This window comes from Variovorax sp. P1_G12, assembly GCF_056405555.1.
Genome location: NZ_JBFUBW010000045.1, coordinates 1 through 14,728, shown reverse-complemented (window position 1 = coordinate 14,728; position 14,728 = coordinate 1). Strand labels below are relative to the sequence as shown.

At 62.9% G+C, this 14,728-nt stretch carries 16 protein-coding genes and 1 pseudogene; 11 read left to right on the top strand and 6 right to left on the bottom strand.

Translation table 11 applies throughout. From position 1 onward, the window contains the following. Positions 1-61 precede the first annotated feature (61 nt). The gene (locus AC1D2O_RS33445; protein WP_478089524.1) at positions 62-1,153 is read right to left on the bottom strand and encodes a Bug family tripartite tricarboxylate transporter substrate binding protein; all 1,092 of its coding nucleotides are present in this window, start codon (positions 1,151-1,153) and stop codon (positions 62-64) included. 136 nt (positions 1,154-1,289) lie between these two features. Next, on the bottom strand, positions 1,290-1,544 hold the full coding sequence (locus tag AC1D2O_RS33440) for a hypothetical protein (RefSeq protein WP_478089525.1): 255 nt from the start codon (positions 1,542-1,544) through the stop codon (positions 1,290-1,292). Positions 1,545-1,901: 357 nt separating this feature from the next. Here AC1D2O_RS33440 and AC1D2O_RS33435 point away from each other — a divergent pair, with 357 nt between their 5' ends. Both AC1D2O_RS33435 and AC1D2O_RS33430 read left to right on the top strand, forming a co-directional pair. After that, complete coding sequence (locus AC1D2O_RS33435; protein WP_478089526.1) at positions 1,902-2,027, top strand: hypothetical protein; 126 nt, start codon at positions 1,902-1,904, stop codon at positions 2,025-2,027. Between the two features lie 63 nt (positions 2,028-2,090). After that, a complete protein-coding gene (locus AC1D2O_RS33430; RefSeq protein ID WP_478089527.1) occupies positions 2,091-2,828 on the top strand; it encodes a TraB/GumN family protein in 738 nt (245 codons plus the stop codon). A 197-nt stretch (positions 2,829-3,025) separates the two neighbouring features. On the opposite strand, the gene AC1D2O_RS33425 is transcribed toward AC1D2O_RS33430, so the two are convergent. Further along, the gene (locus AC1D2O_RS33425) at positions 3,026-3,235 is read right to left on the bottom strand and encodes a hypothetical protein (protein ID WP_478089528.1); all 210 of its coding nucleotides are present in this window, start codon (positions 3,233-3,235) and stop codon (positions 3,026-3,028) included. 164 nt (positions 3,236-3,399) lie between these two features. On the opposite strand from AC1D2O_RS33425, the gene AC1D2O_RS33420 reads away from it, so the two are divergent. Both AC1D2O_RS33420 and AC1D2O_RS33415 read left to right on the top strand, forming a co-directional pair. After that, positions 3,400-3,681 carry a hypothetical protein gene (locus AC1D2O_RS33420; RefSeq protein ID WP_478158605.1) on the top strand — a complete coding sequence of 94 codons (282 nt, stop codon included), beginning with the start codon at positions 3,400-3,402 and terminating at the stop codon, positions 3,679-3,681. A 176-nt stretch (positions 3,682-3,857) separates the two neighbouring features. Then, positions 3,858-4,005: pseudogene (locus tag AC1D2O_RS33415) on the top strand (transposase); the annotation flags it as partial. On the opposite strand, the gene AC1D2O_RS33410 reads toward AC1D2O_RS33415, so the two are convergent. Continuing rightward, the gene (locus AC1D2O_RS33410; RefSeq protein ID WP_477650296.1) at positions 4,002-5,258 is read right to left on the bottom strand and encodes an alpha/beta hydrolase family protein; all 1,257 of its coding nucleotides are present in this window, start codon (positions 5,256-5,258) and stop codon (positions 4,002-4,004) included. The pseudogene AC1D2O_RS33415 and the gene AC1D2O_RS33410 overlap by 4 nt on opposite strands. A 130-nt stretch (positions 5,259-5,388) precedes the next feature. Next, the gene (locus AC1D2O_RS33405) at positions 5,389-6,438 is read right to left on the bottom strand and encodes an SDR family oxidoreductase (protein WP_477650295.1); all 1,050 of its coding nucleotides are present in this window, start codon (positions 6,436-6,438) and stop codon (positions 5,389-5,391) included. 5 nt (positions 6,439-6,443) lie between these two features. Between AC1D2O_RS33405 and AC1D2O_RS33400 the strand changes: the two genes are divergently transcribed. Then, positions 6,444-7,286: a TetR/AcrR family transcriptional regulator gene (locus AC1D2O_RS33400; RefSeq protein WP_478158604.1), complete on the top strand. Its 843-nt coding sequence runs from the start codon at positions 6,444-6,446 to the stop codon at positions 7,284-7,286. A gap of 228 nt (positions 7,287-7,514) precedes the next feature. Here the strand turns inward: AC1D2O_RS33400 and AC1D2O_RS33395 are convergent, their stop codons facing one another. Then, positions 7,515-8,492 (bottom strand): AraC family transcriptional regulator, encoded by a 978-nt coding sequence (locus tag AC1D2O_RS33395; protein WP_477650293.1) that lies wholly within the window; start codon positions 8,490-8,492, stop codon positions 7,515-7,517. Positions 8,493-8,615: 123 nt separating this feature from the next. On the opposite strand from AC1D2O_RS33395, the gene AC1D2O_RS33390 reads away from it, so the two are divergent. From AC1D2O_RS33390 to AC1D2O_RS33365, 6 genes are all read left to right on the top strand, one after another. Next, entirely contained in the window at positions 8,616-9,323 is a 708-nt protein-coding gene (locus AC1D2O_RS33390) for a fumarylacetoacetate hydrolase family protein (protein WP_478158603.1), read from the top strand. A 31-nt stretch (positions 9,324-9,354) separates the two neighbouring features. Continuing rightward, positions 9,355-10,233 carry a polysaccharide deacetylase family protein gene (locus AC1D2O_RS33385; protein ID WP_478093265.1) on the top strand — a complete coding sequence of 293 codons (879 nt, stop codon included), beginning with the start codon at positions 9,355-9,357 and terminating at the stop codon, positions 10,231-10,233. Positions 10,234-10,313: 80 nt separating this feature from the next. Continuing rightward, the gene (locus AC1D2O_RS33380) at positions 10,314-11,564 is read left to right on the top strand and encodes an MFS transporter (RefSeq protein ID WP_478093267.1); all 1,251 of its coding nucleotides are present in this window, start codon (positions 10,314-10,316) and stop codon (positions 11,562-11,564) included. A gap of 2 nt (positions 11,565-11,566) precedes the next feature. Further along, positions 11,567-12,316 (top strand): sulfite exporter TauE/SafE family protein, encoded by a 750-nt coding sequence (locus AC1D2O_RS33375; protein WP_478093271.1) that lies wholly within the window; start codon positions 11,567-11,569, stop codon positions 12,314-12,316. Positions 12,317-12,370: 54 nt separating this feature from the next. Then, positions 12,371-13,837, top strand: a complete 1,467-nt coding sequence (locus AC1D2O_RS33370) for an amidohydrolase family protein (protein ID WP_478158602.1) — start codon at positions 12,371-12,373, stop codon at positions 13,835-13,837. Between the two features lie 512 nt (positions 13,838-14,349). Beyond that, positions 14,350-14,728: IS6 family transposase (locus AC1D2O_RS33365; protein ID WP_478158613.1), on the top strand; the 379-nt coding region annotated here is incomplete at its 3' end.

The following is a 14,728-nucleotide window of genomic DNA, read 5'->3' as shown; positions in this document are numbered from 1 at the left end:
CGGGAACGCGGCGCGATCGGGGCGCTGCCCCCTGCCATCGTCTCCACGGTGCCGCGCGCGATCATTCCGCCTTGATATTGGCCGCCTTGATCGTGGCGCTCCACTGGCGGCGATCGGCCTCGAGGAAGCTGGCGAACTTCGTCGAGTCCATGCCGACCACGGGTTGCGAACCCAGGCGCGCCATCTTTTCGACGGTGCCCGGCTGCTTGAGAACCTCCTGCAGCGCTTCGTAGTAGGCATGCAGGATCGGTGCCGGCAGGCCCGCCGGCGCGAAGAAGCCCTGCCAGGTCGGCATGTCGAAGTTGGCCAGGCCCTGCTCCTGAAGCGTCGGCACGTTGGGCAGTTGCGGGGCGCGCTGGGCGCTGGTCACGCCGAGCGCCTTGACCTTGCCTTCGTTGGCGAGCTGCGCGGCGGTGGTGATGTTGTCCATCGTCATCACGATGTGGCCGCCCAGCAGGTCGGTGATCACCGGCGAGGCGCCCTTGTAGGGCACGGCTTCCATCTTCACGCCCAGGCGATGCAGCATGGCTTCGGCGATCAGGTGGTTGGAGATGCCGACGCCGGCGATGCCGTAGCTGGCCGATGGGGTGCGGCTCACGTAGGCCTTGAATTCCTGCAGGTTGCTGGCGGGCACGCTGTTGTTGACGATCAGCACGTTGGGCTGCGAGGCCAGCATGGTGACGGGCTGGAAGCTGCCGGGCTTGTAGTTGGTGCCCTTGGGATTCAGTTCGAAGGTGATGGCCATCGAACCGGCCGCGGCGATGCCGACGGTGTAGCCGTCAGCCGGTGCGCCTGCCAGGCGGGCGGCCATGATGTTGCCGCCCGCGCCGGGCACGTTGTCGACGATCACGGGCTGGCCCCGCTCGTACAGCGTTTGAGCACCGGCTCCGCACAGCGGGCACATGGCCCGATCTCCAAGCTCGAGCGCGCTTCGCCTCGGCAGCGGCACCGCCAGATCGATCAAATCATCGGCGATGTGCTGCATCCACATGTGCGTTTCTTCGACGGTGACGCAGTCGTAGTAGGTCCGCAGGATTTCTTGAGCCGGCTCCGACATCAACTCCACAACCGTATGCCTGGCGTACCAGAGGTCGTCGGTGAGCTGCCTTACGACATGATCCGTGGGCGGTCGGGCGTATTTGCGGACGGGCATCGCAGGATTGGTATGCGCCGAGCACTCTGCGCGCCAGCACACAGGGCCGAGCTGGTCGCCCAACCTCACTCAAATGATTTGAGCCAGGTTGGGGACCGCCCCGAACTGAACGGCTCCGCACGTACAGCCGGGGGCGTCAAGCGCCCTTCATGGCACTCTGAAGGTGGGGCGCGATTGCTGCGTGAATGCCTTCAACCACCTTCGGATCCAGACCCTCGGCCATTGCCGCGATCCCGAGCAGACGCGCCATCGGGTTGTTGCCTGGGACCTTCTTCACGACGATCTTGCCGCCTACGAACTGGATGGAGTAGCCGGGCCCGTCCACGAGGACGCCACCGAAGAAATGGATGGGGCCGGTCTGGGCGTGCTTCGGATCAATGTCTGTTGCCATGGGGGGTCTCCTTGACGCACCTCGCTTCGACCCGCGGCCATCGGTGCAATAGGCCGAAGTTCCGTGCGGCGCACTGTCATTGAATGCTGAGCCGAGCATTCATGGTCGTCGCCCATCGTCTGGGGGAGAGGCTTGCAAGAGTTTGTGGTTGGGGCATTCCGCTGGCTGTGGACAACTTTGGCTTGGCGGCGAAACCGCAGCATGCCTATTTTTTATCACGGGCGGCAACGTGTCGGGCAACGCGGCCGGGGTGGGCACAGGCGCTCAGTGGAAGACGATGCGGCAACTCGTTAAGGAGACGAACACGATGTTGCGCGACCACAAGCAGACCATTCAGGCTCTTTGAAGCCCCCAACCATGTTTAGAGAAGTACCGAAGACCAGCGCCCCGCGCGTTCCCGGCTTGCTCGACTTCAGGCAGCAGCAGGCCCTCAATAAGCTCGCCAAGGTGCCGAAGAAGCCGGCGCCCAAGAAGCCCCGTTGATCCGACCGGAAGGCATGTGGACCGGTGAGCGGTGATAGGCTGCCGCTGAACTTTGGAGACAGCATGCTGTACGAAATTGCGGGCACTGGCACGCGGATACTTGGAACGCTGCATTTCTTTCCGCCTGGCCAACAAAGGTGGATCGATCCCGTCCGCCGCATATTCGATTGGGCGGAGAAGATCTACATCGAGACGAAGGTGGAAAAGGCCGGTGAGCTGGTGAGGTTGCCTGCTCGGTTCAAGCCGGGGCATCTTTCCTCCGACCTGCGCCAGGAAGTCGATCGGGTTTGGCCACATGCCGCGCTTGGCGACATCGATCGCTGCAGCCTACTTGGGGTATGCCTCGTTGTGAACTCGATCGGGCTGTCCCGCGTCGAAGGCGTTGAGCCAACGGTGAGAGCTTGGCTCGGGTCGTCAGGCGATGTCCTGGAACTTGAAACAGCGGAGGATTTCGTACACGCCGCCAACGACATTCCGCTGGACGACCTCATTTTTTCGATCCGGTTCGCACTCCAGCAGCGATTTGAGGCTCAGAGAGATTTTGAGGCCAAGGCCCGAGCGTGGAGGGTGCACGACCTCGCGAAGCTCGAGGCGCTCACAAAGGTCGGGACGACGGAAGCAATGCGTCGAGCCCTGTTCGAAACACGAAATCGGAAGTGGGCTGCGATCATCGCTCGGGCGGCGAAATCGCCGGAGCGCACTCTTGTCTTGTGCGGCGCGGGTCATTTGTGCGGCCCGAACAACCTGCGCGAAGTGCTCGAACGAGACCATGGGCACGCGGTCAATCGGCTGATGATGTAGCCGTCTCTTTGGGAAGTGACCCAGCTCCAAGCGCAGTAAACCCCAGTTGAGCGTGGACATGAAGGGCACATCATCTCCGCCCGGCTGCGCCGACTCAAGTTAAGTTGCGTTAAATCTGGTGCGCGTGGGCGCGTCGACAGCTCGCGGGCGCCGTCCTGGTCGATCGATGGAACCCGAAGACCGCGCTGATCGCCAGTTCAGCCCGGGCTGCCAGCGAGACGCAACCAGATCGGAAATTGACGATCGAAGTCTTGGGGCGCGATCTCCGCGAGGTGCTCGCAGGCGGTGTCGGGAAGTGCAACGCTCATTTCCTCGTGCCAAAGCACGATGCCAAGCAATCGATGGACCCGGATGCGCTCCTCGCGCGGAACCGGAAACTCCGACACATGGCGCGGCAACCGCAGCATCGAAACGCGTCGCCGCACGAAGCTCCCATGCAACCAAGAGCAGAAGGATCAGCGATGCGGCTTCGGGAGCATTCACAGTCGGCCAGCGCGGGGGCGTCGTGGTCTTTCCCCACCGGGGTGCGGATCGAGCCACAATCGCGATCTCTCAAAACTGGGAGGAAGTGATGAATGCGATCTATCGCGCCCGTCGCTTCATTGAACGAAATCCGGACGGACAGTCCGCAGTGGTACTTTCACAGTTGGTGCTTGCGCTCGAATCTGACCGCAGCTTCGAGCTTGCATCCCTGTATGAGCTCGACTTCGACATGTTCGACCTCGCCGTCGAGATCCTGAAAGAGTGGCGACTTGATCGCTACTACGCCGGCAAAGCCAGGTTGTTCGATCTTTCGCTTCAGATGTCACCCCTTGACGGGGTTGACGTGCCGCTCGCAGGACAAGCGAGCTGATCGCCACATAGTGGCTGGCCGGTCCGCAGAGGACGCCTCCCAGTGGTCGGGCAAGTCGGTTCGCTGTATTTAACGATACTGCGATCCAGTTCTGCCTGACCTTGAAGTGCATGTTTGGCCTGCGCCAGGCCACGGCCCTGGCCAAGTGCATGGTCAAGCTGGCCCGGCCGAACTGAAGCGTGCCCGACTACAGCACCCTATCGCGGCGCCAGAAAACGCTGAGTGTGGCCATCGCAGCGCGCCGCAGTAGCGAGACCGCATCTGCTTATCGACAGCACCGGCGTGAAGATGCTGGGCGAAGGCGAGTGGAAGCGGTCAGATCACCTTCCCATTTTCAGCCGCCGCATCAGCCAGTTCGCGGTGAACTCGAAGTGCTCTCGCATGTTCGACTCCGCCGTGTGGCCATCATCCCCAAATACCAGTTGCGTCACATTGAAGCCCAGAGCCTTAAGAGATGCAGGTTCCTCTCTGGAGACGAGATCTTCATGGGCGCCGTTCACCATGAGAATGGGTTTACGCAACTGCACTGCAGTCGGCATCTTCAATTGACGTGAGAGTTGGAAGGCTTCGTAGTAGTCGCACATCGCTTGACGAGGTGTCGTCTGCGGATTCATGTTCGCAAACACGGTGTAGGGCGCGACGATCCATGCAGGAGCCATCTTGCAATGCGCTTGCCCAAAGCTCGAATCGCTAGGGCCGCCTATATTGACAATCGCCTTGTAGAAGTCGTTCCTCAGTCCCCCCAGCGTTCCCAAATAGCCTCCCATGCTCCAGCCGTACACGGCCACTCGATTTGAGTCCAGGTCGCTGCGGGTTTTGATGTAGTCGGCAACAGCGTCAAACATCACAGAGGACTCCGGACGGAATCCAAGCTGGTTCTCCCCGGTGTCCGGATTTTCCACAATGATGGTTGCGAACCCGCGCCCCATGAAGTAGTCGCTATGCCGGATCATCTCCGTCTTCAAGTTATCAAGACCGCCGAGAATAACCAGCACCGGCAGCTTCTCGTTGCTGCTGCGTCGTGTCGACGGTGCTCGGAAGTAGCCGATGAATTCTTTCTCTCCGGTCTTGAAGGTGATCCGTTGCAGCGGCTTTCCCAGGATCGCATGGGCTCGTTCGGTCGCCTGCAGATCCGCGGTGGGGACACGCTTGGGAAGCCGATTCATCCGTAGATAGAAAGCGGCCTTCTTGTATTCGGCCGATGCGGCAGTGTTGTCGCCCCGCTCTTCGGCCACGCGGGCTCGTTCCAAATGCACCTGAGCGGGCTTGCTGAAAGTCGCTTGCCAGATCGCCTGCGACGGCCCGGCGTGTTCTGGCAACGTTCCAACGATTTCGTCGAACGTGCTTGCTTCGATGCCGGCATCCTCGAGCCACCAACAGATGTTGAATTTGAACGAAGGATGCATGCGAGCGATGCCTCCTGGGTACTCCGCCTGTCCTTTTCTGCAGAACTCGGCCATGCTGTCTGCGGTCTTGACCGAAGGGATGCCCTGCGCTGCCGACTTCTGCGGCGCTGCCGCGACAAAAAAGACAGCCCCGAAGGCTATCAAGAGTTTCAAGATCAATCTGTTCGTCACGGTCTTTCCCTCGTTGAGGACTCGATTTGGGTGGTCGCAAAGCGCAGAGGTGCTCGAATGGGTGCGCCGCACATGTCTGGTTTGGTGGCTCACGCCCGTTGCAAGGGGCGACGAAGCCGTCGACTTGACGCTATTGGTTCGACACGCTTGGCAGCCAGTCATTGCTGCGATACCAGGCGACCGTATCGGCGACGGTTTGCTCAATCGGGCGAAACTTCAGTTGAAGTTCTTGCTCGCTCTTCGTGTGATTGAAATGACTGCGCCCCGCCTCCTTGCGCATCAGCCGCACAGTAGCCAAGCTGAGCAAGATAGGCTTACCGCTGATCCGCGCGTAGAGTTCCTGTACCGCCGCCAAGAGATACAACAGTGGAAAGGGCAAATTGCGTGTCGGCGTCTTGATGCCCGCGATCTTCCCCACCAAGGGCACCAATTCCTGCATCGTCATGTGGCGGCCGGCGGTCAGATAGCGTTCGCCACGCTGCCCGTGCTCCGCGGCCGAAATTTGCGCCCTTGCCACATCGCGGGCATCGACAACGGAAAAGCTGCCAGGCAGCAACCCGGGCAATCTTCCAAGCACCACATCGTTGACAAATTGTCCTGACGAGGTAGGGCCGATATCAGCGGGCCCCCACATCCATCCTGGCAAGACAAAGCTCGCGTGCATGTCCGGGTGCGTCGCAAGAAAGGCCGACACGACTTGATCGGCCAGTATCTTGCTGCGGTAGTAGTCGTCGTCGGCATCCGCCAGGTCACGCAGACAGGTCTCGTCGATGGGCATGCCCGGCTCGCCATTCAGCACCGCGATGGATGAGGTCTGGATGAAGCGCCGAATGCCGGCACCGTATGCCTGCTCGATGAGCTGCTGCGTGCCGTCCACATTGATGCGCTTGAGCTCTTCCCAGTGGCTGCCGCCCTTGAAGTTGTCCCGGAAGAACGCGGCGGTATGGAACACCACGTCGCATCCTTGCAGTGCGTTGGAGAAAGCGGGTACATCCGCCATGTCCCCCGGCACCAATTCGACGCCTTTCACCCCTGCAAACTGTTGCTGACCCTTGGCCTTCGAGCGGGCGAGGGCCTTGACAGAGACGCCTCGCACGACAAGCTCGCGCACAAGGTTGTTGCCGAGAAGGCCGGTGGCGCCGGTGACAAACGCGGACCTTAGGCTCTTGGTTTTTTCCATATCGATTGAATGTCAAAGATCAGATGAGCTTTGAATGTACCCATACCATTTTGAAATATCAAGTGATATTTGAACGCCGCCGCATTCAGCCGTGCTCTCGGAAGCGCGCCCCGCCAGTCGATATCCAAAGTTCATGTGATATCTTCTGGGGCATGAGCCCAACGACAGCAAGACAGCGCCTGACCCGCGAGCAAAGCCGGGCGCAGACGCGCGAGCGTCTGATCGAAACCGCGCAGCACTTGTTTGTGTCGAACGGGTATGGGGGCGCGTCAATCCGCGACATCGCGGACAAGGCGGGCTACTCCCAAGGCGCCTTCTATTCGAACTTCTCGAGCAAGGAAGACGTCCTGCTGGAGTTACTGCGACGGCATATGGAAGCGGAAGCGACGCAGCTTTCCAAGGTCATGGGCAACGACCGACAAGAGCCCGAGCAGGTGCTTGCCGAACTGGAAGCCTGGGCTTCCACGCTCAATCACGATGCCGATTGGTGCATGCTTTCCATCGAACTGCAGTTGCATGCCAACCGTAGTCAAACGTTCGCTGCGGAGTACCAGAAGGTGTGGGACAAACACCGGTCCGAGATCGGCGGCGTGATCGACCAGCTGTTCAACAAGCTCGGGCGCAGGCCTTCGGCCGCATCGAACGAACTGGCCGCTGCCTTCATGGCCCTATCGCATGGGCTGGCACTGCAGAGGATGACCACTCGTCCGGATCCCTCGGGACGGCTGATTCTGGTGTTTCTACGCGGACTGATCGCAAGTGCGGAACATCTGGGAACCACAACTGTTGCACCGACTGACTCCTCTTCGCGCGAGTTGAAAAAACGCCCGCCGAAAGGTCAGCATTGAATCGCCCCAGGTTCCCTGGACACCGTTGAGTCGTTTTGCAGATGGTATGGGCACCTTCCTCACGGTGTGCCTTCCGCCCCGACCTGCGCAGTGCCAGAGTGGTGACCTAGTCGTCATCATCGAACTGGAGACTGCGATGTGCGACGCGAAATCCCGGTTGCCGGCGATGCTGACGGACAGCCTGGACGAACAGCTCAGGCGAATCTAGCAACTGCACGTCTCTCGTGCTCACTCATCCCAAGTTCGGGTCCCCGCCCGCTGAAACTGCCGTCGATATGCGGAAGGTGTCGAGCCCACGATCTGTCGAAAACGACGCGCAAAGTGCGCCGGTTCTCCGAAGCCGGTGCTTTCTCCAATGTCAGCCGCGGAGACGGAGGTAAAAACCAACAGCGTCTTCGCCCGTTCGATCCGCCGTTCGGTCACGAGCTCCAGGAAAGTCTTGCCGGTTTCGCCCTTCAGGAGGTGGGCCAGGTGCGTTGCCGACACATGGCTGGCCTGTGCTGCATCGCCCAGGGTCAGTTCCTGCGCGAGATTCAGGGTGATGTAGCGGATGCAGCGCAGCACGGCCTGTTTGTACGACTGCGGCACCGCCCCCTGGGCTTCGCAGAGCCGGAACTCCTCGCCGTAGCGACGCCACACCATGCCGATCAGCTGGAGCAGATGGCTGCGGATCAGCAAGTGGCTGGCCGTGTCTTCGCCCGCCGGCCGCTGTGCCTCCTGCGCCATGCCCTCGCACAGATCCTGCAAGTGCTGGGTTTCAGCCGCGTCGAATCGGAAGTCTAGGCAATGCTGGAAGCGAAACGGCGCCAGTTCGGGCGCTCGCGACAACGGCACTTCTGACAGCTCAAAGACGTCGAGATCCAGCGAGGGCAGGAGGTAGTCCTTGCTGATGTTGATCACGTGGAACACGCCGTCGGCGGCGTTCGGTATGTAGTGAACAAGGAACGGCAGCACGAAACTCACGGTACCGGGGCCGATGGGGCGTTGGCCTCCGCCGATGTAGTGGGTGGTTTCGCCCCGTGTGTTGACGTAGATCTGGAAGTACTCGTGCCGATGCGGCACTGGGTTCGGCAGGCAATTGCTTTGGTCGTGGATGCCGAAGTAGGCGCGCTGCGCCCGCGCCGACATCGTGTAGTTGCTGATGGCGGCACGCGCCGCAGGGGTGGCACGGGGCGTGTGATGGGTGGAGGAAGGCGCTGGTTGCATGGAGGGGCCGATTACAAGACCGCAAGGATTGCACATCTTTGCGCAAGCCTGTGCGTTGAGGCCGGGCGGTCTCATTCCTAGACTCTAGCCACTCCTTTCCAAACCCTCCAGAGAGACAACCTCATGTCATCCAACCCTGGCACCGCGCAAGCCGCCGAAGCCCTGCAGGTCACACCCACCTCCATCGGCATCGTCGGCAGCGACCGGCCCTTTCCCGTGCGGCGCGTCTATTGCGTGGGGCGCAACTACCTTGCCCACATCCGGGAGATGAAGGAGGGCGACGAGCGAGATCCGCCGTTCTTCTTCCAGAAGCCGGCCGATGCCGTGGTCACGGACGGGCGCGTACCCTACCCGACGCTGACCGACGACTTCCAGTTCGAGTTTGAGCTGGTGGTCGCCATCGGCAGCGAGGCGGTGGACGTGTCGCCCGACGCGGCCCTGGACCACGTCTTCGGCTATGCCGCCGGGCTCGACATGACCCGCCGCGACCGCCAGCGCGAGTGCAACAAGCGCGGCCTGCCGTGGGAACAAGGCAAGTCGTTCGACCATTCGGCGCCTTGCGGCCCCATCCATCCCGTGGCGCAGGTGGGCCACATCCGTTCGGGGGCGATGAGCCTCGCGGTGAACGGCACCGTGCAACAGAATTCGGTGCTCGAGAAGATGATCTGGAACGTGCACGAGATCGTCAGCGAGCTGTCGAAGCAGTATCGTCTGCTGCCCGGCGACCTGATCTTCACCGGAACCCCTGAGGGCGTGGGCCCGGTGCAGCGCGGCGACCGACTCACCGGCCGCATCGAAGGACTCGACCCCTTGCAGGTCGAAATCGTCTGAGCCCGCCATCGCATCGAAAGCAGGAGAAACCATGAAACCACTCGAACGCATCTCGTACTCGGCCATCTCCGAACGCCCCGCGCTCAAGCTGCCGGACGGCAAGCGCCTGGCCGTCTGGGTCATCGTCAACGTCGAGGAATGGAACATCGACGAGACCATGCCCCGCACCGTGCTCACGCCGCCGGCCGGCGGCTCGCCGATGCCCGACATCCCGAACTGGGCCTGGCACGAATACGGCAACCGCGTTGGCTTCTGGCGCATGCTGGAGGTGATCGACGAACTCGGGATCGGCGCCACGCTCGCCATCAACGGTTCGGCCATCGCGGCCTACGAGCCCATCGCCAAGGCGGCGAAGGAACGCCAGTGGGAGTTCATCGGCCACGGCTTCGGACAGCGCAACATGCAGAAAGTGCCGGACGAGGTCGAGGACATCGCCAAGACCACCGAGGCCATCCGAGCCTACACCGGCAAGCGCCCGCGCGGCTGGCTCGGCCCGGGCCTCACCGAGACCTGGCACACGCCCGACATCCTGGCCGAGCAGGGCTACGAGTACGTGTGCGACTGGGTGCTCGACGACCAGCCGGTGCAGCTCAAGACGCGCAACGGCGGATCGATCGTGAACGTGCCCTACACGCAGGAGTGCAACGACGTGGCGATGATGTTGATCCAGCACCATAAGGCCAGCGAGTACCGCGACCGCGCCATCGACCAGTTCGAGCAGTTGTATGCCGACGCGAAGGACTCGGCCCGCGTGATGGCGCTGGTGGTGCACCCGTACATCATGGGCGCGCCGCACCGCCTGCGCTACTTCCGCGAGGCGCTGGCGCACATCCAGGCACGCGACGACGTGGCCTTCTTCACCGGCGAGCAGATCCTCGACTGGTACGGCGCCGCACGCACCCCGGCGTGAATCCCCGCCGGCGCACCGCCGGCGATTCCAGAAAAACGAAAAACAGATAGATTTCTCGCTCGACGAGAAGGAGACGACACGTGCATTCCTCAACCTCGGTCATTTTCCCGGCCGGCGATGCGCGCCGCGAGGCGCCCATCACCGCGCTGGAGATCGGCATGTTCCTGGTGCTGCTCGCCTCGTACGCGCTCAACGCGATGGACCGGCAGATCTTTCCGCTCATCGCCGCGGACGTGCGCAAGGAGTTTGGCTTCGGCCTGGCCGACACCGGCCTGCTGTCGACCATCTTCACGCTGGGCATGGCCGTGGCCGGCGTGCCGACCGGCTACCTGCTGGCGCGGCTGTCGCGCAAGACGGTGCTGCAGATCGGCATCGCGATCTTCTCGCTCGGCACGCTGCTGACCGCCTACTCGCACGGCTTCGCCGACATGATCCTCTACCGGGCCGCCACCGGCGTCGGCGAGGCAATGCAGCTGACGGTGGTGATCGCGATCGCCGCGAGCTACTTCGCGCGCTTCCGGGCGACCGCCGTGGGGGCGATCAACTTCTCCTTCGGTATCGGGGCCATCGTGGGGCCGCTGCTCGGCGGCCACCTGATCGGCGCCGAGCGCGACTGGCGCCTGCCGCTCTTGGTGTTCGGCGTCACGGGCTTTGCGGCCATGGCGGTGATTGCGCTCACCGTGAGCAAGCGCATGACCGAGAACGTGTCGGCCGCTGATGCGCGCAACGACCAGCGCGGCGCCACGAGCCTGTGGAACCGCAACACGGTCCTGTTGACCGGGATGAGCGTCATCGGCGGGCTCTGCATCTACGGCTACCTCGGCATGTACCCGACCTTCCTGCGCGAGCATCTGCACTACACGCCCGCGGACACCGGCCGCGTCATGAGCATCTTCGGCTTCGGCGTGTTCGCGTCCATCTTCGGCGGCTGGCTCGGCGACCGTTTCCACCCCAAGCTCGTGCTGTCGCTGAGCTTCGTGGGCACAGGCCTGCTGGGCTTCCTGCTGTTCTCGGGGCCGACCGGCATGCTGGTGCAGTCGGTGCTGTCCTTCGCCTGGGGCTTTGTGGTGAGCGGCGTGCTGTACGTGAACCTGGCCGCCTACCACATCAAGGCCGTGCGGGCCTCGCTCACCAACCGCGCCACGGGCGTGTTCGTCACCACGCTGTACGGCGCGGGCGCGTTCGCGGGCTTCATCATTGGCGGCATCGCCGCGCGCTTCGGCTGGAGCATGGCCGGGCTGGTGCAGATCACGCTGCTGGCGGCCGTCGGGGTGCTGTTCGCGGCGCTGCTGCGCACCGATCGCATGTCACTGCCGGCGCGCAAGCCGTGATGCTGCTCGACTGGGCGCTGCTCGGCGGCGCCGCGGCCCTGGCCGGCGCGCTCAACGCCGTGGCGGGCGGTGGCAGCTTCCTGACCCTGCCGGCACTGGCGATGGTCGGGGTGCCGCTGGTGTCGGCCAACGCCACCGGGACCGCCGCGCTGCTGCCGGGTTACCTGGCTGGCGCCTGGGCTCTGCGCAAGAAATTGTCGGACCCGATGTCGCCCTCGCTCCAGCGTCTGAGCGTACTGTCGGTGCTCGGTGGCGCGGCCGGCGCGGCCCTGCTACTGTCGACCTCGAACCATGCCTTCGCCCGCATCGTCCCGTGGCTGCTGCTGGCCGCGACGCTGCTCTTCGCCATCGGACCCGGCCTGGTGCGCCGCAAGCCCGCCGCCGCCAGACCCCGGGGCCGGTGGATTGCCGACCTGGGCGTCGTCGCGGTCGCCGTCTATGGCGGCTATTTCAACGGTGGCCTCGGCATCCTGCTGCTCGCCGTCCTCGGCGCACTGGGGCACACGGACATGGGGCGCATGAACGGCATCAAGAACTTTGTCTCCGCGATCTTGACGCTGATTGCCGTGGCCATCTATGCGGCCAGCGGCGCGATCGTCTGGACGCACGCCCTGTGGATGGCCCTCGGCGCCACGGTCGGCGGCTATGTCGGCGGAACCGCTGCTCGGCGACTGAAGCCCGACGTCGTGCGCGGCTTCGTCGTGTTGACGGGGCTGGCGATGACCGGGGCATTCCTTCTCAAGGCGTATTGACCGGGCACCCGTTTCTTCTTTCCATTTCAACCACTGGGATCACTGGGTCGAGACATGAAAACAACCAAGAGAGACTTCACCCGTTTTGTCGGCGCTCTGATGGTCGCCGCCACCGGTGCCCCGGCGCTCGTCGGCTCGGCGTCGGTGTCGGCCCGGACGACGCGTGCGCCGGGATCGCCCGGCATTCGCCGCGGCAGCTACCTGATCCGCAACGGCGCGGTCATCACGGTCGACCGCGCGAAGGGCGTGCTGCCGCGCGCCGACGTGTGGGTCCGCGACGGCGTGATCGAAAAGGTCGGGCGAGGCCTGAGCGCACCGGGCGGTGCCGAGATCATCGATGCCACCGACATGATCGTCATGCCGGGCTTCGTCAATTCCCACTATCACATGTGGAGCGCCATCGGCCGCAGCTTCACCGCGCGCGATGGCGGCTTCTCGTACTACCCCGCCAAGAGCGCGACCTCGGTCCTGTATACGCCCGACGACTTCTACAACAGCGTGCTGCTGGGCTGCGCTGAACTAGCGAACGGCGGCACCACCACTGTGCACAACTGGTCGCACAACACGCGCTCCCCGGCCCATGCCGATGCCGAATTGCGTGCGCACCGGCACGCGCTACTGCGGGCCCGCTACGCCTATGGCCACATCGACAAACTGCCCGTCGACGAGGTCAACCGCTACGACGACCTGGCGCGCGTGCGGCGCGAGTGGTTCGGCGAACGTTCGCCCTTCGAGGGCCTGGTGCATCTGGGGTTGAACCTGCGCGGCCCGCAGCAGAGCACCGACGCGGTCTTCCACGAGGAGATGAAGTTCGTCAAGGCCATCGGACTGCCGGTCGCGATCCACGCGCCGCAGGAGGCGCCGAACAACGTCGATGCCGTCGATTACGAACGGCGCGGCTACCTGGGGCCGGATTTCATGATCGCCCACTACATTCCCGCCACCGCGGCCGACCTGGCGGCGATGGCGCGGACGAAGACGCCGCTGTCCTTTGCAACGCACTCAGAGCTTCGGCTCAGCGGCACCGGCGATGCACGCGCCTCACTGTTCGCGATGCGCGAGGCGGGCCTGACGCTCTCGCTGTCCAGCGACGCCACATCCATCGCGCCGCCGGACATGTTCGAGATGATGCGCTTCACCTGGAACCTTGGCGTGCCATGGGCGGGGACGCCGAGCGAAAAGGCGAAGGCCATCGGCGTGCAGGAGGTGATCGAGATGGCGACGATCAACGGCGCCAAGGCGATGGGCCTGGGCGACGTCACCGGGTCGATCACCGAAGGCAAGCGTGCCGACATCATTCTGGTGCGGACCAAGGACCTGAACATGTGGCCGATCGGCAATATCGAGACCGCAATCGTGCAAAGCGGCAGCGCCACCAATGTCGATACCGTGTTGGTCGACGGCCGCATCTTGAAGCGAAACGGCCGCCTCCTTGCCTACAACGTCGCGGATATTCGTCGGCGCGCTCATGAATCTGCAACCCGGATTCGCAACGCAGCGGGTGAGATCTTGATCTTCTGAATCGTGAGTTCGGTCGGATTTTCGAGAACAATTCGATGTCGGAGAACACGCCGCTTTTGTGTAACTTGTCTCATTTGGTTCTTCTACTCAAGCTAAATACTGCGGGCGTCGCAGCCGCGCTCGCGCAGCTTGCGACCCGGCGTGAACTTGGATGACATTCTTGGCCAAGTCAACGTCGACTCGTGTAATGTTCCGCATGGGACTTCTCCTTCCAACGTGGTTGCAGATTGACTTTCCGAAACGCCAATCTTGGCACTCCGATGCCGTAGCCCGAAATGGGAAGTCGCTTCGTATTCGCCAAGCGGCGAGCCAACCGCATGAAGGTCCTCATGCATGACAGCATTGGGATCTACCTGAGCGCGCGCGGCTGCATCAAGGCCGCTTCATCTGGGCCAACACTGCCCTGGTCGGCGCAGATGGTTCTGTCGCGCTAAGCCGAGGTTGGTAAGCTGATGCGGAACTGTTGACTGGACGAAATCGTGATCGAGGCACTGCGCAAGGTGATCAAGCGGATGCATTACCCGCTGGAGGTGATGCTGGTGTGCGTGCGGTGGTATGTGGCCTATCCGCTGAGCCTGCGGCACATTGAAGAGATGATGGCCGAGCGCGGCGTATCTGTCGATCACGCCACGGTCCATCGTTGGGCAATCAAGATCCTGCCCGTACTGGCGTCGGTGTTCCGGCGGCGCAAACGCCCTGTGGGCACGAGTTGGCGAATGGACGAAACCTATATCAAGGTCGCCGGCCAGTGGAAGTATCTGTACCGAGCCGTGGATCGAGACGGTGACACAGTTGACTTTCTGCTGCGCGCCAAGAGAGACCGCGCCGCCGCGCGTCGTTTCCTAGAACAGGCCATCGGACTGCATGGCGTACCCGAGAAGATCACCGTCG

Bases quoted from the DNA above. Each gene is read 5' to 3' on its own strand.
- AC1D2O_RS33445 (WP_478089524.1), bottom strand. From the start codon at position 1,153: ATGCCCGTCCGCAAATACGCCCGACCGCCCACGGATCATGTCGTAAGG.
- AC1D2O_RS33440 (WP_478089525.1), bottom strand. From the start codon at position 1,544: ATGGCAACAGACATTGATCCGAAGCACGCCCAGACCGGCCCCATCCAT.
- AC1D2O_RS33435 (WP_478089526.1), top strand. From the start codon at position 1,902: ATGTTTAGAGAAGTACCGAAGACCAGCGCCCCGCGCGTTCCCGGCTTG.
- AC1D2O_RS33430 (WP_478089527.1), top strand. From the start codon at position 2,091: ATGCTGTACGAAATTGCGGGCACTGGCACGCGGATACTTGGAACGCTG.
- AC1D2O_RS33425 (WP_478089528.1), bottom strand. From the start codon at position 3,235: ATGCTGCGGTTGCCGCGCCATGTGTCGGAGTTTCCGGTTCCGCGCGAG.
- AC1D2O_RS33420 (WP_478158605.1), top strand. From the start codon at position 3,400: ATGAATGCGATCTATCGCGCCCGTCGCTTCATTGAACGAAATCCGGAC.
- AC1D2O_RS33405 (WP_477650295.1), bottom strand. From the start codon at position 6,438: ATGGAAAAAACCAAGAGCCTAAGGTCCGCGTTTGTCACCGGCGCCACC.
- AC1D2O_RS33395 (WP_477650293.1), bottom strand. From the start codon at position 8,492: ATGCAACCAGCGCCTTCCTCCACCCATCACACGCCCCGTGCCACCCCT.
- AC1D2O_RS33390 (WP_478158603.1), top strand. From the start codon at position 8,616: ATGTCATCCAACCCTGGCACCGCGCAAGCCGCCGAAGCCCTGCAGGTC.
- AC1D2O_RS33385 (WP_478093265.1), top strand. From the start codon at position 9,355: ATGAAACCACTCGAACGCATCTCGTACTCGGCCATCTCCGAACGCCCC.
- AC1D2O_RS33370 (WP_478158602.1), top strand. From the start codon at position 12,371: ATGAAAACAACCAAGAGAGACTTCACCCGTTTTGTCGGCGCTCTGATG.